Raw genomic sequence first — 25,903 nt, 5'->3', positions numbered from 1 at the left:
ACGTGAGCAATCTGCGCATCGCCCTCTACCAGCCCGACATTCCCGGCAATACCGGCACGATCCTGCGCCTTGCCGCCTGCCTCGGGCTTTGCGTCGACGTGATCGAACCGGCTGGCTTCGACCTCTCCGACCGCAACCTGAAGCGCGCCGGCATGGACTATATCGCCTCGGTGGCGCTCACCCGCCATGTCAACTGGGAGCGCTTCGAAGAGTGGCGAGCGGCGAGCGGACGCCGACTGGTGCTCGCATCTACCAAGGCTGCCCTGCCCTATACGCGCTACGAGTTTCGCCCCGACGACATCCTGCTCTTCGGACGGGAGAGCGCCGGCGTGCCCGACCACGTGCACGAGCGTGCCGACGGCCGAATCCTCATTCCAATGGCGGAGGGCCAGCGCTCGCTGAACATCGCAATCTCCGCCGCAATGATCGCCGGCGAAGCGATCCGGCAGGTTTCTCCAGCCTGACAGTGTAAACATTGCTACCTCCTTGGCTGTCGATCGAGGGGCGCTGCAAGCCGAACCGGCCACCGTCAGTGGTCGGCGCGTTACGCCGCCACCTCGTTGTAGGGTGCGCTCTTGCGCGCCTGTTTCAGAACACGTGCCCACCAGGTCAGCCGGTCGATCATCACGAACAGCGGCGCACGCAATTCCTCGGGCTTGTAGAGGTTGCCGGCAGCGTCGAACTTCGACCACGCCTTGGGGAAAGTGATGCCATCGCGCAGCGTCACCGTATGCAGCTCCCCGAACACCTGGCGCAATTGCTCGACGGCCCGGATTCCGCCCGAGGCGCCGCCATAGGAGACGAAGGAGACAGGCTTTGCGTGCCAGGGCTCGTAGACCGAATCGATCAGTTCCTTGAGCGCCGCCGGATAGCCGTGATTGTATTCGGGCGTGACGATGATGAAGGCGTCGGCCTCGGCGATCTTGCGCTCGAGCCACTCGCCCGGATTGACCGCAGCGCCCAGCCCACGTGACGTCCTCAGCCGCGCCGGATCGATGACCGTCAGGGTGAACACATCAGAAGCCGAAAGTTCCCGGATCAGCCAGTTGGCGACCGTATCGCAGAAGCGACCCTGGCGCGCACTGCCATAGATCACGGCAAGGGTCATTTTCTCAGTCATGGGATCAAGCTCCTGTTGTCGACGTTATGGAGCCAATGCTATAGAACCTCAACAATAGTTGAGGTCAATAGCCATCATGACAATTGTGAAAAGCAGCGAATTGCGCCGCGAACTGACGGTCGGCGAAGTGGCGGAGCGAAGCGGCGTCGCCGTCTCCACCCTGCACTTCTACGAGGCCAAGGGGCTGATCCGCAGCAACCGCACCCGCGGCAACCAGCGCCGTTATCCGCGCAGCGTGCTGCGACGGGTCGCCGTCATCAAGGTGGCCCAGCGCACCGGCATCCCTCTGTCGGAGATCCAGGACGCTTTGTCTGTCCTTCCGGACGATCGTCCGCTTACGGTCGAAGATTGGGGCAGATTGTCCGAAAATTGGCGCGAACAGCTGAACGAACGCATCGCCAACCTGATGGCTTTGCGCGATCACCTGACGGGCTGTATCGGCTGCGGCTGCCTGTCGCTGCGTGAATGTCCGCTGCGCAACCCGCACGACGTGCTGTCGATGGAAGGCGCCGGACCGCGGCTCATGGATGACGATGGCCACCCGTGAGGGCAGTGAAATGGGTCAATCCGCACTCGGCAGGCGGCGCATGGTGAATTCGATCTCGTCGCCATCGAGCTGCCGCCAGCTTTCGACCTCGGTCCAGTAGGCGGCCTTCGGCCAGGTGTCGAACCATTCCCGTGCCTTCGCGCGGGCGGCACTGCGATCGAGCCGAAAGGTTTCCCGCACGAAAAGGCCATCGCCTCGTGTCGGTTTGTCCCGGCGATGCCGGGCGATCTGCCGCCGCAATCCATCGAGCGGCGGGCCTGCAGGTATTCTTGCCATGGGCTATACCTCTGATAACTAAGATAGTGACGGCGCTTGAGCTTTGCCAGAGGATTGTTCTGCGGCAGGCTCGCGCTGCCCATCAGCGCTCTGGTGCGACAGACCGCCCCGAGGTGCTGGACCGGCGTTGCCATCGGCGCGAAAGTGTGAACTGTGGCGACTTCAATCGAATCGGCGGCATTTCATCGGGAAACCCGCCAACAGGACGCAACTTTCCATGGAACGACCGCAGCTCCCCCCGGGCCTCCCCGCAGATATCGAAGTGAAGAAGGCCGAGGCGCGTGCGTGGTTCGAAGGGCTGCGCGACACCATCTGCGCTGCCTTTGAAGGCATCGAGGATGAACTGACGGGTCCCCTCTCCGATCGCGCGCCAGGGCGGTTCGTCGCCAAGGATTGGAGCCGCGACGATGGCAAGGGCGGCGGTGGCCGCATGTCGATGATGGAAGGCCGCGTCTTCGAAAAGGTGGGCGTCCACACCTCGACCGTCTTTGGTGAATTCTCGCCTGAATTCCGCGGCCAGATTCCGGGTGCTGCCGAGGATCCGCGCTTCTGGGCCTCCGGCATTTCGTTGATTGCCCACCCCGTGAACCCCAACGTGCCCGCCGTGCATATGAACACCCGCATGGTGGTGACGACGAGCAACTGGTTCGGCGGCGGCGCCGATCTGACGCCGGTGCTCGATCGTCGTCGCGTCATGACCGATGCGGACACGCAGCTCTTCCATCGCGCTATGGAAATCACCTGCAGCCGCCATGCGGTCGCCGACCACGCCAAGTTCAAGACGTGGTGCGATGACTACTTCTTCCTGCCGCACCGCAACGAGCCGCGTGGCACCGGCGGCATCTTCTACGACTGGCTGCGCTCGTCGGAGGAACAGGGTGGCTGGGATGCGGACTTCGCCTTCACCCGCGACGTGGGCAAGGCCTTTGCCCTCGTCTACCCGAAGATCGTCCGCACCAACTTCAACATGCCCTGGACCGAGGAAGACCGGGATGAGCAGCTCGTGCGGCGCGGTCGCTACGTCGAGTTCAACCTGCTCTATGACCGCGGCACGATCTTCGGCCTGAAGACCGGCGGCAACGTGGAGTCGATCCTGTCGTCGCTGCCCCCGGTGGTGCGCTGGCCCTAAGACAAGCACAGAGAGCGTTTCGCCAGGCAAGAACGCTCTCGCCACCTCAACTGCAGATCCGCACCTTCTTAGGGATGACCCGGCCATAGGCGCCGTAGGTCTTGACGGTTTTGACGACGCAGCTCTGCCTGTAGCCATAGCTGTAGTTCCCGGCCTGCGCCGGTATGCCGAAGGCAAGTGCCATCGCTATCGCCAGAGCCATGGCGAAAAAAGAGCCGCGCATCGATATGTCCCCTGCATGCTGATCGTGACCGCGACAGATCCCGTCGCTTGAGGAGACACATGGCACGACTGAGGATTTCCCGCTGTTTCGAATGAAACAGGCGAACAAAGCGTGGCATCCAACGTTTCCTCTGCGTTGAGCGAGGTGGATGCCATGATTTTCAAGAAGCGAACATTCTACGGCGACGAGCCGGAGCGGCAGGCCGCGGATCACCCGGCCGAGCTCGAGCGCCGCGTTGCCCATTTTCTGGCGGTAGCCCCCGGCCTCGATGCCGCCGATCTCACGGTGACTGCCAAGGGCAACACGATCATCCTTGCCGGCTTCGTCGCGACCGCGGCCGAAGTTGCCCGCGCCGAAGAGGCAGCAAGGCACATGCAAGGCGTCGCGGAAGTGGTCAACCGGATCGAAATAGCCGGCGCAAAATAGAAGGCGTCAGATAGAGCCCAGCGTCCAGCTGACGATCTCGGCGGAAACGCTGGCAAAGGCCTGGTCCATCGCCTTGATGAAGGCCGGGTTGCCCGCACCCTTCACGCTGGCCGTGGCGCGAAACGCCTTTTGCACCCGCACCGTGCCATTGCGGTCGTTGAGGATTTTCGCGAAGATTTCGACAACGGCCGTATCTGCACCTTCCGTCGAGATCTCGAAGGCGCGGATTTCGGTGATGAGCTGGTAGTCGATCGCAAGGCCCTGGCCCGGCTTGCCGACGCCGCCGATCTTGCCGGTGTCTTCGAAGGCCTGCACGAGCTTCGATTGCACCAGCTTCGGCAGGCGGTCGCTCCATTGTGCCTTGGAGAGAAATTGCAGCTCGGAACCGGACAGGCGGATGACGACCTGGTCGCTGTCGAGCGCCTTCAGCGCCGTCGGCTCGGGCACCAGGATTTGTTTGCCGGTCGATGCCCGTCCTTCAACGAGAGGTGTAGCCGAAAGGCTGTACGTGTCGTTGACGGCTTTCGTACCGCAGCCGGCAAGTCCGGCTGCCAGCACGAAAATCAGGGCGGAGCGCCATGCTCCTGCTACTCGCACACCCACCAGCCCCGGAAAACTCATACTGCCAATACCCTTGTCCCACACACCTTGGCGCGCCCTTGATCGAAAGCACACCGCTTGGCCCCACACCGGTCCTGCCGCCCCGACTCAGCGCCGGGTGCGACCATCATATTGCTTCACCGTCTCGCCGCCAAAGAGAAGACGCTGCGGGTTCTTGTCGAATGTGGAGATGGTGTTCTCCAGGCTCTGGACCGTACGCCGCGTATCGGTGACGAGTGCTTCGACGTCGCGCAGGCCCGAGCCCGAGAAGCGCTTGAGGTTGTCGGCGATCGGGCCGATCTGCGCATTGAGATTGTCGGCCATCTTGCGGAATGACGCGAGCGTCGCGCGGGCGTCAGCCGAAAGCGAAGGCGCATCCGCATCACCAAGGAAACCATCGACCTTGACGAGAATGCTGTCGACCCGGTTGGCAGAGGCGTTCAACTTGCTCGCCAACTGGGTGACATCGGTGATGGTACGGTCGATATCCTGCTGCCGCGCCGTGATCTTTTCGGCAAATGCGGAAATGTTGGCGACCGTCTTCCGGGCGTCTGCGGTCGCCGCTGTGATGTCGTTGACGACGAGCTCGACCTTCTCCTTGTCCACCGAGGCCACAAGCGTATCGACCCGCTCCAGCGTCTTCTGGGCGTTCTTGCCGAACTGATCATAGGTCTCGACCGTTCGACGCAGCGCAGCAAGCGTCTCCGTCACTCCGCCCGAAGCCGCCTTCAGGTCGTTGCTGATCTGCTCGACATTCGAAACGATGTGGTCGATCTTCTTCGGATCCACCGACTTTACCAGGGTCTCGGCAGCCTCCAGGGTCGAATCGAGTTTCTTGGAGGCTGCGCTGACCGAACCGGAAAGCTCCGTCACGCTCCTGAGGAAATCGTCGATCGCGCCGGAATTGTTGGCAAGCGCCGTGGAGAACGTTTCGGCATTGCCGATCGTTTTCGTCAGCGGGCCGCGCACGTCGGTCACAAAACCCTGGATGTCGGTGATCGCGTCGTTGGCCCGGTCCATGATCTGGTCGGCAGTCGCCAGCAGGCTGGTAACGCTCGACTGATCCGCAAGGATGCGCGCCTGTGTGCCATTTTCGATCGCGGATCTCAGGATGTTCTCGTCGCCCTTGCGGCCGCCGCTGAGCTCGATATAGGCGGCGCCCGTCAGGCCCTGCACTTCCAGCGTCGCCTTGGTCGATTTCAGTACCGGCGCATCGATCGAAACCTCGGTGACCGCAATCGAATAGCGCGGGTCATTGGCGTCGATCGCAAGATTGCGCACCGTGCCGACGGGAATACCGTTGAAGCGCACCGGCGAACCGACGGAAAGACCGTTGGCGGAACCCGGAATATTGACCACCAGCTCGACCATCTCGCCGCTGCGGCCGTATTGCGACATCCAGTAGACGAAGCCGAATGCGGCCGCGATCACGAACACCGTGAAGAAACCGACAATGGCGTAGTTCGCTTTCGTTTCCATTCGTACCGACTACCTTCGTGGCCGCTTCACCGGCTCTTGCTCCGATCTCGACACGTGAGCGTCAAAACCGCCTTCTCGAAATCATTGATCGTTCCGCACGATCGAACGTGCCCGCTTGCCCCTGAAATAGGACTGCACCCAGGGGTCGTCGCAGGCCAGCATGTCCTCCACGGTCCCCTCGACCAGAACCTTCTTCTTGCCGAGAACCGCGATGCGGTCACAGACGGAAAACAGGCTGTCGAGGTCGTGAGTCACCATATACACGGTCAATCCCAGCGTGTCGCGCAGCTTGGCAATCAACTCGTCGAACTCGGCAGCCCCGATCGGGTCGAGGCCCGAGGTCGGCTCGTCCAGGAAGACCAGGTCGGGATCGAGCGCCAGTGCGCGTGCGAGAGCCGCGCGCTTGATCATGCCACCCGAAAGCTCCGACGGGTATTTTTCCGCCGCCTCCGGCTCCAGGCCGACCAGCTCGATCTTCACCCGCGCCAGTTCGTCCATCAGGCTCTGCGGCAGATCGAGATATTCCCGCATCGGCACCTGGATGTTCTCGCGCACCGTCAGCGCCGAAAAGAGCGCGCCATGCTGGAAGAGAACGCCAAGGCGCATGTCGAGCGCGATGCGCTCGGCTTCAGTGATCTTGTCGTAGTCGGCGCCCAAGATCTCGATCTTGCCGGAACGCTTCGCCAGCAACCTCAGCACAGTGCGCATCAGCACCGACTTGCCCGTGCCGGAAGCGCCGACGAAACCAAGGATCTCGCCGCGGTAGATTTCGAGGTTCAGCTTGTCGAGCACGATGTTGGAGCCGAAGCCCACCGTCAGGTCACGGACGGAAAGAACGGACTCCCGCCCGTTCGCCTCGGTCGCCTGGTACGCATCGTGCTGTTTTTCCAATGGGTTCACGCTGTTCTCCGCCTCAAAAATCGATCGACGCGTAGAACATGGCGAAGAGCCCGTCGATCAGGATCACGACGAAGATCGACTTGACCACCGAGGACGTCACGTGGCGGCCAAGCGATTCCGCGCTGCCGCCGACCTTCAACCCTTCGACGGCTGCGACCACGCCAATGATGAGCGCCATGAACGGCGCCTTGATCATGCCGGCGGCGACGGACGAAAAATCGACCGCTTCCTGCAGACGGGCGAGGAAGGTCGGGATAGTGATGCCGGAATAGCCCCAGGCAACCAGAGCGGCACCGGTCAAGGCCGCGAAGTTCGCGATGATCGTCAAGAGCGGCAGCGCGACGGTGAGCGCGACGAGGCGCGGAAAGACGAGAACGCCGATCGGGCTCAGCCCCATCACCTTCAGCGCGTCCACTTCCTCGCGCATCTTCATCGAACCGATTTCGGCGGTGATGGCACTGCCGGAACGGCCGGCGATCATGATCGCCGTGAGAAGAACGCCGATTTCACGCAATTGCAGGATGCCGACGAGATCGACGACGAAGACTTCCGCACCGAAGTAGCGGAGCTGGAACGCGCCCTGCTGCGCAATGATCGCACCGATCAGGAACGACATCAGCATGATGATCGGCACTGCCATCACGCCCATCCGGTCGATCTGATGAACGATCGCCGCCGGCGAGACACCGCTGTGCCGCCCAAGCTTCAGCTGGGCGCCGCGCACCGCAGAGCCAAGAATGTACATGGCAGCGACGATATCTTCCCAGGTCGCGATCATGACCTCGCCGACCGGCGCGAATATGCGCTGGAACAGCGGCACCCGCTCCTTGCCTTCATCGGGCGAACGCAGTTCTGCCGGCAAGGCGTCGATCAGCTCGACATAACGCTGCCCGCCGTCGGCGAAGTGAACGTCATCTCTGGACGGCCCGACGACACGGGTCACGAAGCGGCGGATGATCCAGGCCCCGGCCGTATCCATCGCGGTCACGCCGGACAGGTCGAACTGAGCGGCGCTGTCACCCTTGCGCGCGAGCTGGTCCAGCTTCGCCGCCATCGCCTCGGCTGTTTCATGCCGCCAGACGCCGGTGAAGACATAGCTTCGCTCGCCACCACTTTCGGCCAGCGCGACATCAGCGGTCATCTTGCGGGCAGGTTGCGACACGTGGCTTCTGTTTTCCCGAATTTCTACTGCATAATTCCCTGGATCGGGGTCGGTCTCAGGACAAATTTATGCAGCGGGCCTAAAGTGTTACAGCGAACTTTGCGCATCTCAACGCGCGTCGCCGTAAAGATTCGTAAATCCTTACACCGTCATAACCGCTCGTATCGTTGCTGTCACCCGAACCTTCGACCGGTGGCGATACCAGCCCTTCAGAATGCAGGCCGGAGACGTTTTCATGTCACTTTCTCTCGATGCAGCGGTGGAACATTTCCCGATCGCAGGCACCTTTACGATCTCGCGCGGCTCCAAGACGACGGCGAGCGTCGTTACTTGCCGAATCAGTGACGGCACCCACACCGGTTCCGGCGAGTGCGTGCCCTACGGCCGCTACGGTGAAACGATCGATTCAGTGTTGGCCGAGATCGCTTCCATTCGCCCGCGCATCGAGGCTGGCCTGACCCGTGTCGAACTGCAGCGCCAAATGAAACCAGGCGCCGCACGAAATGCCGTCGATTGTGCACTGTGGGACCTGGAGGCCAAACAGAAAAACAAGCCTGTTCATGCGCTTGCGGGCATAGCCTCACCCGACGCACTGACCACCGCCTACACGTTATCGCTCGCCGAGCCAGACGCCATGCGCGAACAGGCGGCGAAATATGCCCACCGCGCACTCCTCAAGATCAAGGTCGGCACACCGGACGATGCCGCGCGTATCCGCGCCGTACGGGCCGGCGCGCCTGAGAGCCGCATCATCCTCGATGCCAATGAGGGTTGGACGCCCGAAACCCTCGCCTATCACTTCGCAATCTGCGCCGAGGAACGGATCGACCTGATCGAACAACCGCTGCCCGCCGGGCGCGACGAGGCACTGGCGACGATTGCCCGCCCCGTACCCATTTGTGCGGATGAAAGCGTGCACGCGACCGAGGACCTCGCCGCGCTCGTCGGCCGCTACGACGCGGTCAACATCAAGCTCGACAAGACCGGCGGCCTTACCGAAGCGCTACGCATGCGTGATGAGGCCGTGTCCCTCGGCCTTAAGGTCATGGTCGGTTGCATGGTCGGCAGTTCGCTGGCGATGGCCCCGGCGATCCTAGTGGCCCAGGGCGCCGATTTCGTCGATCTCGACGGGCCGCTGCTGCTCGCCGAAGACCGCACACCCGGCCTGCGCTACGAGGCTTCGCTGGTCTTCCCGCCGGAGCCGCGCCTCTGGGGCTGAAGATACCAGGCGGCGACCGCAAAGCAGCAGCCGGCAAAGGCGACGACCGACATCGAATAGAACCCCTTCACCCCGTACCAGGCGTAGAAGTAGCCCGATAGGAACGTCAAGATCGCGGTGAAGATGCCGGTGTAGAAGAAGTAGAGCCCCTGGGCGGACGCTTCCTGGGATTCCACCACCCGCTCGACGAGCTTGTGCTGCATGCCGGTGTGCATGATCGCATAGGTGAAGGCGTGGAAGCACTGGAGGATGAAGTAGCCGCTGAAACCGAGATCCATCGGGAAGATGATCCAGCGCACCACGGCGAGCGAACAGCCCGACAGGATCATCACCCAGACGCTGAAACGGCGGCTGATCGCCTTGGCGAAGATGAACATCGTCACTTCGGCGGCCACGCCCGCGCTCCAGAGCAGGCCGATCTCGGTGCCGCTGTAGCCGATGTGCTGCCAGTAGATCGCCGAGAAGGCAAAAAGCATCGCGTGGCTGGCATTGACCAGCGTCACACCGATCAGGAGCAGCTGCAGGTCGAGCTGCTTGAGCGACTTCGGCGGCGGCTCGGTGAGCGCGGTGATCGGCGATGGCCGGCGCGGCTTGCCGACACGCGGCGCCGCATAGGCCATGGCAATCGTCAGGCCGAAACCGATCGCCATCGCCGGCAGCACCATGTCGCTGCCGAATATGCCGACCATCCAGCCGCCGAGCATGGTTGCGCCGATGAAGGCGACCGAGCCCCAGAGCCGCATATGGGCGTAGTCGAAGCCCCAGCGGCGGACGCCAGAAAGCGCGATCGCCTCGACGATCGGCACATAGGGCGAATAGACCGCCGATTGCAGCGTGTAGATGACCAGCACCGGCCAGAAGTCGCGGAAATAGAACAACACCAGAGCGGTTGCGAGCGACAGGAAGCCAGACCAGATCAGCACGATCGTCCGCTCGCCGAGGCGGTCGGCGATGACGCCGGCGATCGGCGCGGTGATGACGCGCACGAACATCGGCAGCGCCAGCACGACGCCGATCTCGAAGTCGCTCATCGAGAGCGTGCTGAGCCACATCGGAAAATACGGCATCGCGAAGCCGTTGACGATCAACGGCGCGCAGAAGAGCAAGGCGATGCGAAGCGCGAAATGGCGCGGCGGAGGGCCCACGGATGCGGGCGCTGAGGAGGGAATCATCGGCTGACCTGATGGCTGTGCTCAATCTCTAGCACAGCCCTGGCATGCCTCGCCATAACCTAGTTTTCGCGACAGGAGGTGACCTGTCGCTCTCCGGTTACGCAGCGCGCTGTGTCAGCAATTGGGCAAGCAGCTTGTCGGCTTCACCAGAGGCTTCGCCCTCAAGCGCGCCACCGCGCATCTGATGCCAGGTGATGAGTTCCATCGTGCCATCATGGTGCTCGGCGATCGCCGTGCAGCTTTCCACCCAGTCACCGGTATTGATGTAGCGGATATCGCCGATGTCCTCGATGACGGCATGGTGGATGTGGCCGCAGATCACCCCTTGAGCGTCGTGGCGGCGGGCTTCCTCGGCAACCACCTTCTGGAATTCGCCGATGAAGTTGACGGCGTGCTTCACCTGGAGCTTGGCCCAGGAGGAGAACGACCAGTAGGGCATGCCGAGGCGGCGGCGGATGGCGGCCAGGCCGATATTGATGGCGATCGCCGTGTCATAGGCCCAGTCGCCGAGATAGGCGAGCACACGGGCATTGCGGACCACGACGTCGAATTCGTCGCCGTGCAGCACCAAATAGTTACGGCCGTCGGCACCCTCGTGCATGTAGCGCTGCGCCACCTCGATGCCGCCGAAGTGCACGCCGGGAAAATCGCGCAGGAACTCGTCGTGATTGCCGGGGATATAGACGATGCGGGTGCCCTTGCGGGCCTTGCGCAGAAGCTTCTGGACGACGTCGTTGCAGTTCTGCGGCCAGTACCAGCTGCGCTTCAGCCGCCAGCCGTCGACGATGTCGCCGACCAGCACAATCGTCTCCGCTTCGTGATGCCGCAGGAAATCGAGCAGGAAGTCCGTCTTGGCGGCCTTCGACCCGAGATGGACGTCGGAGATGAACAACGTCCTGAGCTTTCGTACGGAGTTGTCTTGCTGCGCCGTCATGCCAGCCTCGTCTTTAATTACGCTTCCTGCCCCCGTGAAAACCAGACTCGTGTTTCAGGAAGATGACATGAGTGCCTTGCCGCCGGTCTGGCCGCCGAAATCAGCACGGCAAACTGTACCTCGCTCCGAATTCATGCCAAAAGGCACGACCACGAATGAGGAATGTGAGAGCATGAACACGGGCGACAAGACGAAATCCCACATCGGTCCGGCCAGCGGCGACATCGACCAGCAGGCCCTTTTCTTCCACCGTTACCCGCGCCCGGGAAAGCTCGAAATCCAGCCCACCAAGCCGCTCGGCAACCAGCGCGATCTGGCACTCGCCTATTCGCCCGGCGTGGCCGCGCCATGCATCGCCATCCGCGACAACCCGGAAACGGCCGCCGACTACACGGCGCGCGCCAACCTGGTCGCGGTCATCTCCAACGGCACGGCCGTGCTCGGTCTCGGCAATATCGGGCCGCTCGCCTCCAAGCCGGTGATGGAAGGCAAGGCCGTCCTTTTCAAGAAGTTCGCCGGCATCGACGTCTTCGACATCGAGATCGACGCCTCGAGCATCGAGCGCATGGTCGACGTGATCTCGGCGCTGGAGCCGACCTTCGGCGGCATCAATCTTGAAGACATCAAGGCGCCCGAATGTTTCGAGGTTGAGCGCCAGCTGCGTGAAAAGATGCAGATCCCGGTCTTCCATGACGACCAGCACGGAACCGCGATCATCGTCGCCGCCGCCATCCTCAACGGCCTGGAACTCGCCGGCAAGGATATCGCCAAGGCGAAGATCGTGACGTCGGGTGCCGGTGCGGCAGCACTCGCCTGCCTCAACCTGCTCGTCATCCTCGGCGCCAAGCGCGAGAACATCTGGGTGCACGATCTCGAAGGCCTCGTCTACAAGGGCCGCGAAGTGCTGATGGACGAGTGGAAGTCCATCTACGCCCAGGAGAGCGACAACCGCGTGCTCGCCGACAGCATCGGCGGCGCAGACGTGTTCCTCGGGCTTTCCGCTGCCGGCGTCCTGAAGCCGGAACTGCTGGTGCAGATGGCCGAAAAGCCGCTGATCATGGCGCTTGCCAACCCGACGCCGGAAATCATGCCGGAAGAGGCCCGTGCCGCCCGTCCGGACGCGATGATCTGCACCGGCCGCTCGGACTTCCCGAACCAGGTCAACAACGTTCTGTGCTTCCCGCACATCTTCCGCGGCGCGCTCGATTGCGGCGCAAGAACGATCAACGAAGAAATGAAGATGGCGGCGGTCCGCGCTATCGCCGGCCTTGCCCGCGAGGAGCCGTCCGACGTTGCCGCTCGCGCCTATTCCGGCGAAACCCCGGTCTTCGGTCCCGACTACCTGATCCCCTCGCCGTTCGATCAGCGCCTGATCCTCAGGATCGCGCCGGCCGTCGCCAAGGCGGCTGAGGAAAGCGGCGTCGCCACCCGTCCGATCCAGGATTATGACGCCTATCTCGACAAGCTGAACCGCTTCGTATTCCGCTCGGGCTTCATCATGAAGCCGGTGTTTGCAGCCGCGAAGAACGCCCAGAAAAACCGCGTGATCTTTGCCGAGGGCGAAGACGAGCGCGTGCTGCGCGCTGCCCAGGTGCTGCTGGAAGAAAGCACGGCCCGACCGATCCTGATCGGCCGTCCGCAGATCATCGAGACGCGCCTGCGCCGTTACGGCCTGCGCATCCGTCCGGATGTCGATTTCGAAGTGGTGAACCCCGAAGGCGATCCGCGCTACCGCGACTATGTCGAGGATTATTTCGCCCTCGTCGGACGCCTCGGCGTCATCCCGGAGGCGGCCCGTACGATCGTGCGCACCAACACGACGGTGATCGGTGCGCTTGCGGTCAAGCGCGGCGAAGCCGATGCGCTGATCTGCGGCGTCGAAGGCCGGTACTCCAGGCACATGCGCGACGTTTCGCAGATCATCGGCAAGCGCGAAGGCGTGCTCGACTTCTCCGCCCTCAGCCTGCTGATCTCGCAGCGCGGCGCGACCTTCTTCACCGACACCTATGTCAGCTACTGCCCGAGCGCCGAGGAGATCGCGCAGACGACCGTCATGGCCGCGCAGGAAATCCGCCGCTTCGGCATCACGCCGCGTGCAGCGCTCGTCTCGCATTCGAACTTCGGTTCGCGCGACTCGGAAAGCGCCACCAAAATGCGCAAGGCGCTTCAGCTCGTGCGCGAACTCGCGCCTGACCTCGAAGTCGACGGTGAAATGCACGGCGATGCGGCGATCTCGGAAGCGCTGCGCCAACGCGTCATGCCGGACAGCAGCCTGCCGGGTGAAGCCAACCTGCTGGTCTTCCCCAATCTCGATGCCGCCAACATCACGCTCGGCGTCGTCAAGACCATGACCGACAGCCTGCATGTCGGTCCGATCCTGCTGGGTTCGGCGCTTCCCGCGCACATCCTTTCGCCTTCGGTCACATCGCGCGGTGTCGTCAACATGGCGGCCCTCGCGGTCGTCGAAGCCAGCCATCCGGGCTGACATGATACCGCGGAGATCGCCTTCGATCTTCGCAGCTATCAGGCGCCAGACCGGCGCCCCCAATGCCATATCCAGGCGTCGCGCAGTTGTTGAGCGCGACGCTCTATCGCCCGAGAATCACAGCGGAATCATCCTCTGCTGCCCGCTCGCGCGATCCGGTCGCAAGAACCGGCAATCGAAAATTGCAAAATTGGCACCACACACCAAACGGGTAAGTTTGCGCTGGACAAAAGGTGAACCTCTAACCATGCTGTGGCTTCGGACGAGATTCGGTGTTGTGGCATGACTGAGCAGCAGGCTGTCCTCGACATGCTGGAAATCCTGGAAGGCGGGGGCTGTGTCGAGCCCGCTCATTTCTTTACGCTGATGCGCCGCACGTTCCGCATTGCCCATCTCCTGTACCTCGAAGCCGAGCCCTATGCGGACGAGCTCAAGATCTGCCGCCTGCATCACACCTTCGGCGCCTATGCCGCCGAGATCTACCGTTCGCGCGGCCTTCACCGAATCGATCCGATCCTGAAGCTCGCGCTTGGCGGCGTGCGCCCGGTGGAATGGACGATGGCGCGACATCGGTTCCCGGAATGCGAGCCTTTGTTCCAGGCCGCGCAGGAAATCGGCATTTCCACCGAGGGCGTTGCCTTGCCGCTGCCATCGCCCGCAGGTCGGACGGCGCTGCTGGCAATCAACGTCAACATGCCGGCCGACGAATGGACGGCCTATCGGCGCCAACATCTGCGCGATTTCCAGCTCGCCGCGAATCTTTTCCATGCGGCCATGCTGGAACATGGCGCAATGGCCGGCGGCCTTTCGGCGCGTGACATGCGCCTCACCGGTCGCGAAACCGAGGTTTTGACCTGGGCCGCCGCCGGCAAGAGCTATTGGGAAATCGCCACTATCCTCGGCATTTCCGAACGCACTGTGCGCTTCTTCATGACCAATGCGAGGCGCAAGCTGAATGTCGTCTCCAACACGCAAGCGGTCGCCCAGGCCGTCCGCCATGCGCTGATCCCCACCGTTTGACGCAGCTCGCGCCAATGCCCTCCCAAAACCCCTCGAAATCTAGTGGGAAATATCGCTGATTTAAACTGTCACTACCGACAGTTACGCGACCGCCGCCAGCCTGACAGCATCCGCCCATCCCAAGACAAGGATGGAGAAAAAGATGATCAGGATCCTGAACGGAAAGACCCGAGCACAGCACCCGCAGGCCGTCGACGACATGTTCCGGCTGCGCAAGCGCGTCTTCCACGACTTCCTGAAGTGGGACGTTCAGACGGACGGCGCATGGGAAATCGACAACTACGACACGGCGAACCCGCTCTACGTGCTATCCTACGCTCCCGACGGCCGGCTGCGTGGCTCGCTGAGGCTGCTGCCGACGCTCGGCCCCAACATGCTGGACGATACCTTCCCGATCCTGCTCGGCGACAATCCGGAAATCCGCAGCGCCTCGGTGTGGGAATCGAGCCGCTTCTGCATCGAGCCCGAGATTTCGCAGGACCGCGCCTCCAATCAGGTGACGATCGCCGCCGCCGAGTTGATGTGCGGTGTCGGCGAACTCGGTCTCGCCTCCGGCATCAGCCACATCGTCACGGTCACCGACGTGTTCCTGGAGCGCATGTTCCGCCGCATGGGATGCCCGGGCGAGCGCATTGCCGAACCCCATCGCATCGGCTCGGTCTTCGCCGTTGCCGTCGCCTGGGAAGTGACTAACGACCTGCTTCAGCGCATGAAGGCCATTGCCGCCATCGAAGGCACCGTTCTCGAACGCCCGATGTCGCTCGAAACCGCCCGCGCCGCTTGAATGCCATCGCCGGCCGGAGCCGTTAACGCAAACCGCCGCTTGTCGTTGCACGATCACCGACAAGCTCTATGATGGAGGTGAAACAGGAATTGCCGCTGGCAGCCGCCCATATCAGAAGGCCGGCATCATGCGGCATCAGGAAGAGACTTCGCCCGTGTTCCCGCGCTTGAAACACGTCGCTGTGGTGCTTGTGCCGCTGGCCCTGGTCGGTGCCGATCCTTCGCTGGCATCGACCGTGTGCGACCGGCTGAATACCCGGCTTGCGCAACTGCCCGACATGGTCGCCACCACTGCGGATGCCCGGGACTATGCCAGCGCCATCTCACGACAGAATATCGAGCTGCGCCGGGCGAAGAACGACCGCCGCCGCGCGGGCTGCGGTGGCGGCAGCGTCGTCACCTTCGATGGCGGCGACCCCGACAGCTGCGGGGAGCTCGACAGCCTCATAGCCGAGATGGAAGACAATCTGCGCATGCTGAAGTCGGAGCGCGAGCAGATCGTCGCCGGCGGCAGCGAAGACAGTCGCCGCCGTATCCTTGCCGCGCTTGAAATCAACGGCTGCTACAGCGACAGCGAAGAATTCGCGAGCGTCGAGCCCGAAGAGCCCGAAACGCACCGCAACATCATTGCCGACCTGCCACCTGACGACGCCTACGGGCCGATGCTCGGGCATGGCGAAGACGGCTATGCGCCGCAGGATGGCTACTATCGCGGAACACTCAGGACCATGTGCGTGCGCACCTGCGACGGCGCTTTCTTCCCGATCTCCTCGGATGCGACGCCGGCCGACTTCCCGCGGGACGAACAGGCCTGCCGGGCGCGCTGTCCTGGCGCCGAAACCGAACTCTACTTCCACGATATCAACACGGAAGAGAGCGAACAGATGGTCTCGGCCGTGACCGGGTTACCCTATACCGAAATGCCCAATGCGTTCGCCTATCGCACACGCGGCATCAGCAAGCCCGGCATGTGCGGCTGCCAGATACCGCAGACTGCCGCAACCTCACCGAAAACGACCGGCACCAAGATCGGCGACGATCAGTCATCCATCGTCGTGATCGAAACCAAGAAGCCGGCGGACACCACGACCGCCACGGCGCCGGCCGAGGAGAGGCCTTACGACCGGTCCAAGAGCAAGGTGCGCGTCGTCGGTCCGACCTTCCTGCCGCAGGAAGAAACCTCGATCGACCTGAAGCACCCGAAGGGACCGGCCTATCAACCGGTCCAGAACTGAACCCGGCGCCGCCTTAAAGCGCGTCGCGATCGCTGCGCACTTTTGCGCGACGGGCTTTAGGAACTCTCGCTGCAGTTCCCCCAGCCTTCCTCAAACACCAGTTCTTCCAGCGGCAGGCGTTGCCGCCATCCCTTCACCGCCAGTTCGGGCTGCTGGTAAAGGCGATCGACATAACCGAGGCAGAGCCAGGCGACGATCTCGATATGATCGGGAATGCCGAGGATCGCCTTGATCTCCGCCTCGTGAAAGATACTGACCCAGCCGACGCCAACGCCTTCGGCTCGCGCCGCAAGCCACAGGTTCTGCACGGCACAGACCGTCGAATAGACATCCATCTGCGGATTGTGCGTCCGCCCGAGAACGACGGCGCCGCCGCGTGTGCGGTCGCAGGTGACGCAGATGCTGAGCGGTGCCTTGCGAATGCCTTCAAGCTTCAGCGAGCGGTATTTGGCCTGCTGCTCTGCCTCGAACATCAAGGCGGCCTCATCATTGGCGCGGTGAAACGCCTGCCAGACGCGCTCGCGCGTTTCTGCCCCCCGCACCAGTACGAAATTCCAGGGCTGCATGAAGCCAACCGACGGCGCGCTGTGCGCCGCGGCAAGCAGGCGTTTCACCAGATCGTCGGGAAGAGGCTCGGCCAAGAATTCGTCGCGCACGTCGCGGCGTGTTTCGATGGCGCGGTAGACGGCCTCCCGCTCGTCCGGCGAAAAGGCACCGGCAGCCGCAAGGCCGCCCTTCTGTTCAGTCAGCATCGTTCGATCCCCAACAATGCGAAAACCTCCCGCCGTCCGCGCGGGGTTCGGTCTATCTCGCCAGGCCGGTCTTCTGACTTCGGTTCAACCGGTCGCCTCACCTTCCCAGATCGATTGAGGATCCAGTGGCAAAGCCTTGAATCAATTCAAGGCACTTCTAGAGGCGACCGTCCCCGTCACAGCGTTGGGCACGTTCCGGAATGACACCGGATTCCCGATTCTCCCGCTCGCGCGGGCACCTGACGGCGTCATAAGGGCACAGCCGCCAAGGAAAGACAAGCGCCCGTCAGAGCGGGATGAGGAAAAGTGCGCGCGGTTTTCCGCCCGCATTCCGCTCTAACTTTTGAGGATCGATCACGTTTATGATTTTGGGTCGATCCGACCCAAAATCATCGTGATCTAGAGCGGCGCCACCGGATGCGGCGAACCGTCATAGCCGCCCCAGACCGACTGGTCGAAGCAGATCACCGATCCGGTCATCAGCCCGGATTCCGCGGAAGACAGATAGGCGCAGGCGCGCGCCACCTCCGCCGGATCGACGAGCCTGCCGAAGGGTTGGCTGGCGGCCGCCTTTTCGAGCCAATCCGCGGCAGCGCCGTGAAATTCGCGCTGGATGCGGTCCTCGCCTTCGGAAGCCATCCAGCCGATATTCAGGCCGTTGACGCGGATGCGGTTGCGCAGAAGCGCATAGGCAGTGTTCTTGGTCAGCGTCTCCAGAGCGCCTTTCGACGAGCAATAGGCCGCAATGAAGGGCTGCCCGGCCATTGCCGACATCGACCCGATATTGACGATGGTGCCTTCCGTTTGCTCACGCCGCATCACCTTCACCGTCTCCTGCATCAGGAAAAACGGCGCCCGCACGTTGATGGCGAACATGCGGTCGAACAGTTCCGGTGTCGTGTCGAGGATCGTGCCGCGATCGGTGATAGCGGCGGCATTGACCAGCGCATCGACCCGGCCGAACTCCGCATCGCAGGCGGCAACGACCTTGCGCGCGTCGTCAACCTTTTCAAGATCGGCCTCGACATAGACCACTTTCGCGCCGCTGGCCTTGCCGATTTCTTCGGCCTTCGCCTTTCCCTTTGCGGCGTTGCGCCCACAAATGACGATGCCTGCCGCACCGCGTTCGGCGAATAGGCCGGCGATCGTTGCGCCCAGCCCTTGCGTGCCGCCGGTGACGATGGCGATCTTGCCTTCCATTTGTCCGCTCATTGAAATTCCTCCCTCGGATGATCGTGTAAAACAGGTGCGGCCCCGGGCGAAACGCTCCGGGAGCCTGTCGGATGTGCTGTCGGACCGTCAGCTCAGCTTGCGCTTCGCCTGCGCGTCGAGTGCGGCCTGAAAATCCTGCTCGCTCGTTCCTGCGGTCAGTGCCTCGCGCATCAACTGCGCCTGGGTCTTCGGCGCCAGCCCGCCAAGCGGCGGGTCGCGGTCGAGATTGGTTGGGAAGGAATAGCCCTCGGCGCAGGACGCGATGGCATTGGCCGCTTCCGCATCGGTCAGCTTGCCCTTCGCCAGCAACGCCTTCAAGGCCGGGTAGAGCGTCGCGCTCATCGTCAGCCGATCGACCGTTTCCATCGCCCGGCCAAAGGCCGAGGACACCTGCAGCAGGTTCGCCACGCGGCGGATGTCGGTGGAGCGGTTGTTGCCGGCGGCGTGGAAGAGCGCCGGATTGAAGAAGACGACATCGCCCTTTTCGAGCGGGAGCTGGACATGGTGCTCGTCGAAATAGGCCCGGAACTCCGGCCGATTGAGCGCCAGATAACCCGGCACATAGGTTTGGCTATAGGGCAGGAACAGCGTCGGCCCGCTTTCAAGCGGCATGTCGCAATGGGCGACCGCCCCTTGCAGGGTCAGCACCGGCGAAAGCTTGTGAACATGCGCCGGATAGCGCTCGATCACCGCGGCGGTCTGGAAGCCGAGATGGTAGTCCCGGTGCGCCGATTGTGCCGCGCCGCCCGGATTGACGCGGTTCACCTGCGCCGTCATCTGGTAATTCGGCCCGAGCCAAGCTTCGCTGACAAGCGCGATGATGGCATTGCCATAATAGGCTGCAAAATTTTCCGGCGCCTTCAGGCAGTGCTTTTCCAGCGAGTTCCAGATGCGATCATTGGCGCCGGGCTTGGCAAAATGATCGCCGCCGCCGCTGCTGGTGCGATGCTGTTCCTCGATGATCTCGTCGAAGACGGTGCTCGCGACATCCACCGCGGTGGTATCGGCAAAGGCGCGCTTGAAGACCGCCACACCCGGGCCGGTCGCCAGCGCCTCACAGATTTCGGCAAGCACCGCCCGCCGCGCCTCGGCATTGCCGCAGGCTGCAATCAGCTCGGCGCTGTTGTAGATCAACACGTTCTGGTCGCAGCTTGAAGCATAGGGATAGTCGGCCAGGTTGGTTCGGCGCTCGACCTCCGCGCGGAACGCCTCGATATCGCAGGCCGCTTCGGTGAGCCAGACACGCTCGATCCGCTGCCTCGCACTGTTGTCGGTCTTCATCCCGTTTCCTCCTCCGGAACATCTTGATGGACACGACTATAGGCGGCGGCAAAACATGATATAGAGCAAGAATCCATCAAAAATCCATCAGGAGAGCAGCGGCGGTGGCCCATCCCTTTCTGGTCAAGGACATCGCCTTTCAGGCCGGTCTCAGCACCGCGACGGTCGATCGCGTGCTCAACGAGCGCCCGGGTGTCCGCCGCCAGACCATCGCCAGGGTTCGCGCGGCCATCGAGGAGCTGGAAAAGCAGCAGGCGGGGCTCGACATTCAGGGCCGCAAGTTCGCGATCGATATCGTCATGGAGGCGCCGGAGCGCTTTACGGATGCGGTACGGCGGGCCTTCGAAAGCGAAGCCATGACGCTGGCGCCGACGATCTTTCGCTGCCGTTTTCACTTCGCCGAGACCATGCGCCCGCAGGACATCGTGCAACTGCTCGACCGCATACGCCTGCGCGGAACCGACGGGCTGGTATTGAAGGCGCCGGATGTGCCCGAGATCGTTGGCGCCGTCGCACGCTTCGAGACAGGCGGCATTCCCGTCGTGACGCTGGTGACCGACCTTCCCAACTCCCAGCGCACCGCCTATGCGGGCGCCGACAACCGGGCGGCCGGAGAAACGGCTGCCTATCTGATTGGCGAACGCTTTGCAGGTGCCGCGGCCACGGTCCTCGTGACGCTATCCAGCGGCCGCTTCCGCGGTGAGGAAGAGCGCGAAATCGGCTTTCGCCGAGTGTTGCGTCAGCACTATCCGACAATCAGGATCGTCGAGATCAGCGAGGGGCATGGTCGCGATAGCGAAACCGGCGCGCTGGCGGACGCAGCGCTCGCCGCCAACCGCGACATCAATGCCGCCTATTCGATCGGCGGCGGCAACCGCTCGGTGCTCGCGGCCTTCGATCGTCTCAACCGTGACTGCGCGCTCTACATCGCCCATGATCTCGACGATGACAATCTGGCGCTGCTGCGCGCGCGGCGCATTCATTTCGTCCTGCATCACGACCTGAAGACCGACGCGCGCACGGCCTTCCGCACGATCATGCTTTACGGCCGCGTGCCGTCCGCCGCAGTCGGCCCTCAGCTTTCTGCCGTGGTGGTCATCACGCCCTATAACGTACCGGAGTAGAAAAATCGCCCGGGCCGCTTGGCCCGGCGGTTGGCTGCTCGCCGGAGGTATCGTCCGGCAGCACCGTATCGTCAGCGGTCTCGACGCGGTTACGGCCACGTCGCTTGGCAAGATAGAGCGCCTCATCTGCCGCCAGCAGCAAGGCACGCGCGGTCAAACCATGGCGCGGCGCGAAGGCGATGCCGGCGCTGCCGCCGACGACCAGCAGTTGGCCGTTGAACGCAACCGGTGTCTGCGCATCGGCGACAAGACCAGTCGCAAGGCTCCGAGCGTCGGTCTCGCTGCAATCGCCGAGGATGATTGCAAACTCGTCGCCGCCGAGCCGTGCGACAGTACCCTTCGGGCCAGCGCGGTTGCGGAAGCGCTCGGCCATGGCGACAAGGACAGCGTCGCCTGCCGCATGACCATAGCGGTCGTTGACCGCCTTGAACGCGTCGAGGTCGGCATAGACGAGCGTGAACGGGTGCGTCTTCGCCCGCAGCAGCGCCGCCGCCAGCATGTCGTCGAAACCGCTGCGATTGAGCAGCCCCGTCAGCCGATCGTGCTTGGCGAGGTGCCGGTTGAGCGCCTCGCTCTGCTGCAAGGCGGCAAAGAGCGTCGAGAAGCGGAAGGCGACGAACGCCATCAGCAGGGCTGCGACGATCGCCATCACGATGACGCTCGGCAGCAGTTCGGCACGCACGAAACCACCAGGCGATTGCGGCATCCACGCCGCCACCAGACAGGACGCGTCGGAACAGCGGCCGACCGATGTGTAGACGCTGCCCTTCGGCCGCTCGGTCAATGGCACGAAAGCAAGACCCCGGACGCCCAAACGCGCCGCGATCTCTCGCGTCATCTTGGCCGTCACCGGTCGCACCGAAACCATGAGCACCGGCGCCCGGCGCTCCGCTGGAACGACCAGCGTTTCCGGGATGACCGCCTGCACCACCGCAACGCTCATGCGCCCGTCGATCTCGCGCAAGTCCACGGCGTGGATCCCGGGGACGGACGGCATCAGCGATTGCGGGTCGGGCGTCACGACATCCAGCGCGTAGGAGCCGCGGCTGTTTCTGAGCACGTTATCGTAACGGCGTTTGGCTTCGTCGAGAAGGTCATCGACCTCTTCGAGCGGGACACGGGCCGTCTCGCTCGGCACGGCAACACCGCCCTTCAACACTGTCGACGTGTTGTGATCCACATCCGTCATGATCAGCCAGGAGAAGCCGTAGTCTTCCCACAGCCAGCCCGACAGCTCGTCCGCAACGAATGCGTCGCTGACGTGCCCCTTGGCCAGTTCGTCGTAGGTCTTGTCCCAGAAGGAAAGCTGCGCCTGAAACTGAACGACGGCATCCATCTGGTGGCGCAGTTCGTTTGCCACCAGCCGACGCTCCGCCGAGAGGCCGAAGCGGTCCGCCTCGTCGACGGACCGATCCAGAACGAAGATGAGGCTCGCGATGATCAGGACGGCGACCAGGGTGCAGGCGGCATGGATCGCCCAAACCGTTCTGCTCCGCTTCGCCAGCCGCAAAGTCTTGTCCATGATGCGATCGCCCCCTCGTCCGGCCGGCTGTCGCGCGCATTCTCGCGTCTCTCCAAGCGCGATACGCAGCCACGGCGGCCAACACGGGCAGCACCGTAGCGATCAAAATCAAAGTTTGGCTTAAATAAGCTGGTGTTGAAATACTTAACGATTTCAACCGGCTGAATCCGCCAGCAATCAGCAGTCGCAGGCGGATTACAGGGAGCGCAAACCAATGTCAGCGCTCCCCATTTGGACGGAGCGTTCTATTTCGGAACGGCTGCCGGGCGCAGCAATGCGATGACCTCCTCATTGCCCTTGTCACGCGCCAGATCTCGTATCGAGGGGCCCGCGACACCGTCACGTATGCCGGCGTTTGCGCCTCGATCGAGAAGCAGCCGCACAGCGGCCGGCTGCCCGTTGACCACGGCGAACGCCAGTGGCGTCATCCAATCCTGTTGCGGTTCCGGACGGCCGCGCCCCCGGAACCTTCCGAACGGCGTTTCGAGCAACTCTGGCTCCCGATCGAGGATTTCGGCAACCCATTCGACCATGCCGAAGGCCGCGGCCGCGAAGATATCCAGCGGCTGCTCCTTCAGGAAGCGCACCATCTCGGCCTTGCCGTTGTACTCGGCCCAGCCGATCGGCGGCGCATGGTGGTAGGGATCACGAGCCGTTGAATTGGCACCGTGATCGAGCAACAGCTTCGCCATGTCAACATTGCCGTGCAGCGCCGCCTCGTGCAGCGGCGTGCGCGATGTCATGCGGTTGACGTCGAAGCCGAGCGACAACATGAGCGCGGCGTCAAGGCGCCTGTCGTCACCCGCCGCCTCGTGCAGAAGCGTCGGATGCGCGGTCTGCGCGCGTGTGATCAGCGTCGGATCCGCATCGACGAGCGCCCTCGCCTCATCGGCCTTCATTTCTGAGATAGCCCGGGCCAGCCGGTCAACATCGTCCAGCGGTGCCTCCGTTGCCCCGCGCGAAACGAGAAACGCAGCCAGCGCCGCATCACCGCCGAGCTCTGCCCATTGATAGGGCGTCCGGCCCTTGATGGGACGATTGACGTCGGCACCATGCTCGACCAGCAGGCGTACGCGCTCGCCCATGCGTTTTTCGAGCGCCCAGGCGAGCTGGTAGTCGAAAACGCGTTCGCCGTTTTCAACGAAACCGCCATCGTTGCGAACCAGCCAATTGTTCCGATCGTTGGCGCCAAGGCCATAGTCGAGCAATAGCTTGAGGCAGGTGTTGTCCGGCTGGAACATCCGGTTGTAGAGCGCCTGGCTGTCATTGGCCCGGGCACCGGCATCCAGCAAGAGCCGCGCGAAAGCGACGCAATCCGGATGTTGCGGCTGTCGCTCGGGGCCGGCCTCGCCTTCGCCGAAGACGCCCGTCAGCACAGTGAAGCGGTACTGACCGTCGTCGAGCCAATGCGCATCGGGATTGGCACCCCGTTCGATCAGGCGTCGGCCGGCGGGCAGAGAGGAGTGGCCGGGAACCCGGGCATAGGCAGCGTAGAGCAACGGCTCCCAGTCATACGGCCCGCCGCGTTTGCCCACGAGTTTCGGATCGCGATCGAGCCAGCGGTCAATTGCCTCTGCTTCGCCGAGCGCGGCTGCGACGTGGATGCTGTCGCCGGCGATTTCGGGATGTTCATCCAGCAGTGCAAGCGCCTGGGTGAACCGTTCGGGATCAGCGGCTATGTCGCCGAAGTAGGAGACGGTCGCCAGAGACAGAAAGCGGTTTGCAAGCTGCTCGGTTGCAGGTGCATTGCTCCCGGATTTCTCGAGATGCCGCTTCAGCCGTGTCCAGCTCGAAAAGCCGAACTCGCGGGCGAGCACCAGTTGCGCATCCTGGAGCCCCATTGCAGCGGGATCGGAAAAATAGGGAAGCGCCCGCTGCCTTGCACTGGCATCATCGGCCTTCACGGCTTTCAGAAAAGCCTTGGCCTGCTTGCGGATCGTTTCGAGGGTAAGGTTCGCGGGAAGATCGCGCGCGATCATGAAAGACCTCCTTTCATTCACGTCCGGTATCCGCGCCCACAGACTGAAAAGAGGTGTGGCAACCAAGTTCAGTGAGACAGGTGGACCTTGCCCTTCCCGCGGATCGGATGCGCCCTGCGAACGACGTCATCGCTAGCACGCCGCCCTTATACTTGTCCAGCGCGCTCAGCTTTCCGGCTGGTAGCGAACGAAGGCGAAACGATCGCCTGAGGGAGCCCAGTTGGGAACGTTGATGGTTCCCTGCCCGCCGAAAAGTTCGAACAGGATGCGCGGGTTGCCGCCGTCCATATCCATCAGCCGCAGGCGGACATCGAGATCCCTCGGATGATCGAAAACATCACCGTCATAGGAGAGCACCAGCAGATGCTTCCCATCCGGCGACGGATGCGGAAACCAATCGCCATAGGGGCTGTCGGTGATGCGCGTGACGTCACTGCCATCCGGCCGCACGCGCCAGATCTGCATGCGTCCGGTGCGGCTGGAGTTGAAATAGATCCATTCGCCATCCGCCGACCAGTCAGGCCCGTCGTTGCGACCTTCGCCGTGGGTCAGCCGCTGCTCGTCGCCGCCATCAACCGAAATCGTGTAGATGTCGAAGACCTGGTCGCGGATGCCGCAATAGGTCACCCTTCGCCCATCCGGCGACCAGCCGTGCCAATAGGACGGCAGATTGCGGGTGACGAGTCGCGGCGTGCCGCCTCTAGCCGGCAGCAGATAGATCGCCGACTTGCCGAACTCGGTCTTGTCGCTGATCGCGATGGTGCCGCCATCCGGCGATATGCCATGATCGTTGTTGCAGAGCGTGGCAAATCCGGTGTCGATCTCCACCGGCTCCGAACCGTCGAAGCCGAGGCGATAGAGACGGCCATCGCCGTTGATGACCAGATGCGTGCCGTCCCGCGACCAGTTCGGCGCCTCGACCAGCCTGTCGGTCTGCCAGACGACGCGCGTTTCACCGGTAACGATGTCATAGGTCTCGATGGAACTGCGCATCCCCTTCTCCCGCCGCAACCAAGGCAGCTATTTGCGTTCTTCGCCGGCCGGCAACGTCGCCGAGACCTTGGCGCAGATCGACTGCATCAAATTGGAATTGCGTTGGTCCCGCCAGGTCGAGACGACGCCCCAGGCCAACAGCAGCAGGATGCAGACGAAGGCCACGCCGACGATGGCGATACTGCCGCTTGCAAGACCATAGATGCCGAAGGCGCCGGTGTCGCGAAATAGGCGATCTGCGCCGAGAGCTGCCGGCCAGCAGAAACGTCGCTCAGCGACCACAGCCGGATCAGCCGGATTTCCTCGTCCGTGAACTCCGGACAGCTTTCC

26 protein-coding genes and 1 riboswitch are annotated in these 25,903 nt (G+C 63.0%); of the genes, 10 read left to right on the top strand and 16 right to left on the bottom strand.

The window, feature by feature from the left end; translation table 11 throughout:
• The first annotated feature begins 2 nt into the window (after positions 1 to 2).
• Positions 3 to 464 carry a tRNA (cytidine(34)-2'-O)-methyltransferase gene (locus AC3WWH_RS22415; protein WP_057248894.1) on the top strand — a complete coding sequence of 154 codons (462 nt, stop codon included), beginning with the start codon at positions 3 to 5 and terminating at the stop codon, positions 462 to 464.
• An 80-nt stretch (positions 465 to 544) separates the two neighbouring features.
• Here the strand turns inward: AC3WWH_RS22415 and AC3WWH_RS22410 are convergent, their stop codons facing one another.
• On the bottom strand, positions 545 to 1,120 hold the full coding sequence (locus AC3WWH_RS22410) for an NADPH-dependent FMN reductase (protein WP_058324092.1): 576 nt from the start codon (positions 1,118 to 1,120) through the stop codon (positions 545 to 547).
• 76 nt (positions 1,121 to 1,196) lie between these two features.
• Here AC3WWH_RS22410 and soxR point away from each other — a divergent pair, with 76 nt between their 5' ends.
• Complete coding sequence (soxR, locus tag AC3WWH_RS22405; protein WP_058328278.1) at positions 1,197 to 1,667, top strand: redox-sensitive transcriptional activator SoxR; 471 nt, start codon at positions 1,197 to 1,199, stop codon at positions 1,665 to 1,667.
• 15 nt (positions 1,668 to 1,682) lie between these two features.
• Here the strand turns inward: soxR and AC3WWH_RS22400 are convergent, their stop codons facing one another.
• A complete protein-coding gene (locus AC3WWH_RS22400) occupies positions 1,683 to 1,943 on the bottom strand; it encodes a hypothetical protein (RefSeq protein ID WP_057248891.1) in 261 nt (86 codons plus the stop codon).
• 217 nt (positions 1,944 to 2,160) lie between these two features.
• Here AC3WWH_RS22400 and hemF point away from each other — a divergent pair, with 217 nt between their 5' ends.
• Positions 2,161 to 3,072 (top strand): oxygen-dependent coproporphyrinogen oxidase, encoded by a 912-nt coding sequence (hemF, locus tag AC3WWH_RS22395; RefSeq protein ID WP_058324091.1) that lies wholly within the window; start codon positions 2,161 to 2,163, stop codon positions 3,070 to 3,072.
• Positions 3,073 to 3,118: 46 nt separating this feature from the next.
• Here the strand turns inward: hemF and AC3WWH_RS22390 are convergent, their stop codons facing one another.
• Positions 3,119 to 3,295, bottom strand: a complete 177-nt coding sequence (locus AC3WWH_RS22390; protein WP_156433193.1) for a hypothetical protein — start codon at positions 3,293 to 3,295, stop codon at positions 3,119 to 3,121.
• Between the two features lie 153 nt (positions 3,296 to 3,448).
• On the opposite strand from AC3WWH_RS22390, the gene AC3WWH_RS22385 reads away from it, so the two are divergent.
• Positions 3,449 to 3,721 (top strand): BON domain-containing protein, encoded by a 273-nt coding sequence (locus AC3WWH_RS22385; RefSeq protein WP_058324195.1) that lies wholly within the window; start codon positions 3,449 to 3,451, stop codon positions 3,719 to 3,721.
• A 6-nt stretch (positions 3,722 to 3,727) separates the two neighbouring features.
• Here the strand turns inward: AC3WWH_RS22385 and AC3WWH_RS22380 are convergent, their stop codons facing one another.
• The 4 genes from AC3WWH_RS22380 to AC3WWH_RS22365 all read right to left on the bottom strand — a co-directional run bounded on the left by AC3WWH_RS22380 (position 3,728) and on the right by AC3WWH_RS22365 (position 7,841).
• Positions 3,728 to 4,342 (bottom strand): ABC-type transport auxiliary lipoprotein family protein, encoded by a 615-nt coding sequence (locus AC3WWH_RS22380; protein WP_058324090.1) that lies wholly within the window; start codon positions 4,340 to 4,342, stop codon positions 3,728 to 3,730.
• Positions 4,343 to 4,429: 87 nt separating this feature from the next.
• Positions 4,430 to 5,800: an MlaD family protein gene (locus AC3WWH_RS22375; RefSeq protein ID WP_057248888.1), complete on the bottom strand. Its 1,371-nt coding sequence runs from the start codon at positions 5,798 to 5,800 to the stop codon at positions 4,430 to 4,432.
• A gap of 81 nt (positions 5,801 to 5,881) precedes the next feature.
• On the bottom strand, positions 5,882 to 6,691 hold the full coding sequence (locus tag AC3WWH_RS22370; protein ID WP_058324089.1) for an ABC transporter ATP-binding protein: 810 nt from the start codon (positions 6,689 to 6,691) through the stop codon (positions 5,882 to 5,884).
• A gap of 22 nt (positions 6,692 to 6,713) precedes the next feature.
• The gene (locus AC3WWH_RS22365; RefSeq protein ID WP_082641105.1) at positions 6,714 to 7,841 is read right to left on the bottom strand and encodes an ABC transporter permease; all 1,128 of its coding nucleotides are present in this window, start codon (positions 7,839 to 7,841) and stop codon (positions 6,714 to 6,716) included.
• A 256-nt stretch (positions 7,842 to 8,097) separates the two neighbouring features.
• Between AC3WWH_RS22365 and dgcA the strand changes: the two genes are divergently transcribed.
• Positions 8,098 to 9,081 (top strand): N-acetyl-D-Glu racemase DgcA, encoded by a 984-nt coding sequence (gene dgcA, locus AC3WWH_RS22360; RefSeq protein ID WP_058324087.1) that lies wholly within the window; start codon positions 8,098 to 8,100, stop codon positions 9,079 to 9,081.
• On the opposite strand, the gene AC3WWH_RS22355 is transcribed toward dgcA, so the two are convergent.
• Positions 9,033 to 10,253: an MFS transporter gene (locus tag AC3WWH_RS22355; protein ID WP_113399123.1), complete on the bottom strand. Its 1,221-nt coding sequence runs from the start codon at positions 10,251 to 10,253 to the stop codon at positions 9,033 to 9,035. The two genes, dgcA and AC3WWH_RS22355, sit on opposite strands and share 49 nt — an antisense overlap.
• Positions 10,254 to 10,350: 97 nt before the next feature.
• Positions 10,351 to 11,187, bottom strand: a complete 837-nt coding sequence (locus AC3WWH_RS22350) for a UDP-2,3-diacylglucosamine diphosphatase (protein WP_058324085.1) — start codon at positions 11,185 to 11,187, stop codon at positions 10,351 to 10,353.
• Between the two features lie 172 nt (positions 11,188 to 11,359).
• Here AC3WWH_RS22350 and AC3WWH_RS22345 point away from each other — a divergent pair, with 172 nt between their 5' ends.
• The 4 genes from AC3WWH_RS22345 to AC3WWH_RS22330 all read left to right on the top strand — a co-directional run bounded on the left by AC3WWH_RS22345 (position 11,360) and on the right by AC3WWH_RS22330 (position 16,710).
• Positions 11,360 to 13,672: an NADP-dependent malic enzyme gene (locus AC3WWH_RS22345; protein ID WP_058324084.1), complete on the top strand. Its 2,313-nt coding sequence runs from the start codon at positions 11,360 to 11,362 to the stop codon at positions 13,670 to 13,672.
• 282 nt (positions 13,673 to 13,954) lie between these two features.
• Positions 13,955 to 14,692: a helix-turn-helix transcriptional regulator gene (locus AC3WWH_RS22340; protein WP_057248881.1), complete on the top strand. Its 738-nt coding sequence runs from the start codon at positions 13,955 to 13,957 to the stop codon at positions 14,690 to 14,692.
• Positions 14,693 to 14,834: 142 nt separating this feature from the next.
• Entirely contained in the window at positions 14,835 to 15,476 is a 642-nt protein-coding gene (locus tag AC3WWH_RS22335) for an acyl-homoserine-lactone synthase (RefSeq protein ID WP_058324083.1), read from the top strand.
• A gap of 127 nt (positions 15,477 to 15,603) precedes the next feature.
• Positions 15,604 to 16,710, top strand: a complete 1,107-nt coding sequence (locus AC3WWH_RS22330; protein WP_058324082.1) for a DUF2865 domain-containing protein — start codon at positions 15,604 to 15,606, stop codon at positions 16,708 to 16,710.
• A 56-nt stretch (positions 16,711 to 16,766) separates the two neighbouring features.
• Here the strand turns inward: AC3WWH_RS22330 and bluB are convergent, their stop codons facing one another.
• From bluB to AC3WWH_RS22315, 3 genes are all read right to left on the bottom strand, one after another.
• Positions 16,767 to 17,462, bottom strand: coding sequence for a 5,6-dimethylbenzimidazole synthase (bluB, locus tag AC3WWH_RS22325; RefSeq protein ID WP_058324081.1), 696 nt, complete (start codon positions 17,460 to 17,462; stop codon positions 16,767 to 16,769).
• A gap of 46 nt (positions 17,463 to 17,508) precedes the next feature.
• Positions 17,509 to 17,720: riboswitch (cobalamin riboswitch) on the bottom strand.
• A 141-nt stretch (positions 17,721 to 17,861) separates the two neighbouring features.
• Positions 17,862 to 18,674 carry an SDR family oxidoreductase gene (locus AC3WWH_RS22320; RefSeq protein WP_058324080.1) on the bottom strand — a complete coding sequence of 271 codons (813 nt, stop codon included), beginning with the start codon at positions 18,672 to 18,674 and terminating at the stop codon, positions 17,862 to 17,864.
• A gap of 87 nt (positions 18,675 to 18,761) precedes the next feature.
• Positions 18,762 to 19,955, bottom strand: coding sequence for a phytanoyl-CoA dioxygenase family protein (locus AC3WWH_RS22315; RefSeq protein WP_058324079.1), 1,194 nt, complete (start codon positions 19,953 to 19,955; stop codon positions 18,762 to 18,764).
• 104 nt (positions 19,956 to 20,059) lie between these two features.
• Between AC3WWH_RS22315 and AC3WWH_RS22310 the strand changes: the two genes are divergently transcribed.
• Positions 20,060 to 21,079, top strand: coding sequence for a LacI family DNA-binding transcriptional regulator (locus AC3WWH_RS22310; protein WP_058324078.1), 1,020 nt, complete (start codon positions 20,060 to 20,062; stop codon positions 21,077 to 21,079).
• Here AC3WWH_RS22310 and AC3WWH_RS22305 read toward each other — a convergent pair.
• From AC3WWH_RS22305 to AC3WWH_RS22290, 4 genes are all read right to left on the bottom strand, one after another.
• Complete coding sequence (locus AC3WWH_RS22305) at positions 21,054 to 22,601, bottom strand: sensor domain-containing diguanylate cyclase (protein WP_058324077.1); 1,548 nt, start codon at positions 22,599 to 22,601, stop codon at positions 21,054 to 21,056. The two genes, AC3WWH_RS22310 and AC3WWH_RS22305, sit on opposite strands and share 26 nt — an antisense overlap.
• Before the next feature lie 245 nt (positions 22,602 to 22,846).
• Complete coding sequence (locus tag AC3WWH_RS22300) at positions 22,847 to 24,580, bottom strand: ankyrin repeat domain-containing protein (RefSeq protein ID WP_058324076.1); 1,734 nt, start codon at positions 24,578 to 24,580, stop codon at positions 22,847 to 22,849.
• A 165-nt stretch (positions 24,581 to 24,745) separates the two neighbouring features.
• Complete coding sequence (locus AC3WWH_RS22295; protein ID WP_058324075.1) at positions 24,746 to 25,573, bottom strand: TolB family protein; 828 nt, start codon at positions 25,571 to 25,573, stop codon at positions 24,746 to 24,748.
• A 27-nt stretch (positions 25,574 to 25,600) separates the two neighbouring features.
• Complete coding sequence (locus tag AC3WWH_RS22290; RefSeq protein WP_058324074.1) at positions 25,601 to 25,855, bottom strand: hypothetical protein; 255 nt, start codon at positions 25,853 to 25,855, stop codon at positions 25,601 to 25,603.
• Positions 25,856 to 25,903: the final 48 nt, after the last annotated feature.

Source organism: Ensifer sp. EB106-03-01-XG145, from assembly GCF_058792075.1.
This window is presented reverse-complemented; position numbering and strand designations above follow the sequence as displayed.

Coding starts and splice junctions, on each gene's coding strand:
- AC3WWH_RS22340 (WP_057248881.1), top strand. CDS start 13,955: ATGACTGAGCAGCAGGCTGTCCTCGACATGCTGGAAATCCTGGAAGGC.
- AC3WWH_RS22295 (WP_058324075.1), bottom strand. CDS start 25,573: ATGCGCAGTTCCATCGAGACCTATGACATCGTTACCGGTGAAACGCGC.
- AC3WWH_RS22315 (WP_058324079.1), bottom strand. CDS start 19,955: ATGAAGACCGACAACAGTGCGAGGCAGCGGATCGAGCGTGTCTGGCTC.
- AC3WWH_RS22380 (WP_058324090.1), bottom strand. CDS start 4,342: ATGAGTTTTCCGGGGCTGGTGGGTGTGCGAGTAGCAGGAGCATGGCGC.
- AC3WWH_RS22345 (WP_058324084.1), top strand. CDS start 11,360: ATGAACACGGGCGACAAGACGAAATCCCACATCGGTCCGGCCAGCGGC.
- AC3WWH_RS22330 (WP_058324082.1), top strand. CDS start 15,604: ATGCGGCATCAGGAAGAGACTTCGCCCGTGTTCCCGCGCTTGAAACAC.
- AC3WWH_RS22390 (WP_156433193.1), bottom strand. CDS start 3,295: ATGCGCGGCTCTTTTTTCGCCATGGCTCTGGCGATAGCGATGGCACTT.
- AC3WWH_RS22320 (WP_058324080.1), bottom strand. CDS start 18,674: ATGAGCGGACAAATGGAAGGCAAGATCGCCATCGTCACCGGCGGCACG.
- AC3WWH_RS22305 (WP_058324077.1), bottom strand. CDS start 22,601: ATGGACAAGACTTTGCGGCTGGCGAAGCGGAGCAGAACGGTTTGGGCG.
- AC3WWH_RS22410 (WP_058324092.1), bottom strand. CDS start 1,120: ATGACTGAGAAAATGACCCTTGCCGTGATCTATGGCAGTGCGCGCCAG.
- AC3WWH_RS22300 (WP_058324076.1), bottom strand. CDS start 24,580: ATGATCGCGCGCGATCTTCCCGCGAACCTTACCCTCGAAACGATCCGC.
- AC3WWH_RS22400 (WP_057248891.1), bottom strand. CDS start 1,943: ATGGCAAGAATACCTGCAGGCCCGCCGCTCGATGGATTGCGGCGGCAG.
- AC3WWH_RS22350 (WP_058324085.1), bottom strand. CDS start 11,187: ATGACGGCGCAGCAAGACAACTCCGTACGAAAGCTCAGGACGTTGTTC.
- dgcA (WP_058324087.1), top strand. CDS start 8,098: ATGTCACTTTCTCTCGATGCAGCGGTGGAACATTTCCCGATCGCAGGC.
- hemF (WP_058324091.1), top strand. CDS start 2,161: ATGGAACGACCGCAGCTCCCCCCGGGCCTCCCCGCAGATATCGAAGTG.
- soxR (WP_058328278.1), top strand. CDS start 1,197: ATGACAATTGTGAAAAGCAGCGAATTGCGCCGCGAACTGACGGTCGGC.
- AC3WWH_RS22375 (WP_057248888.1), bottom strand. CDS start 5,800: ATGGAAACGAAAGCGAACTACGCCATTGTCGGTTTCTTCACGGTGTTC.
- bluB (WP_058324081.1), bottom strand. CDS start 17,462: ATGCTGACTGAACAGAAGGGCGGCCTTGCGGCTGCCGGTGCCTTTTCG.
- AC3WWH_RS22365 (WP_082641105.1), bottom strand. CDS start 7,841: ATGACCGCTGATGTCGCGCTGGCCGAAAGTGGTGGCGAGCGAAGCTAT.
- AC3WWH_RS22335 (WP_058324083.1), top strand. CDS start 14,835: ATGATCAGGATCCTGAACGGAAAGACCCGAGCACAGCACCCGCAGGCC.
- AC3WWH_RS22385 (WP_058324195.1), top strand. CDS start 3,449: ATGATTTTCAAGAAGCGAACATTCTACGGCGACGAGCCGGAGCGGCAG.
- AC3WWH_RS22355 (WP_113399123.1), bottom strand. CDS start 10,253: ATGATTCCCTCCTCAGCGCCCGCATCCGTGGGCCCTCCGCCGCGCCAT.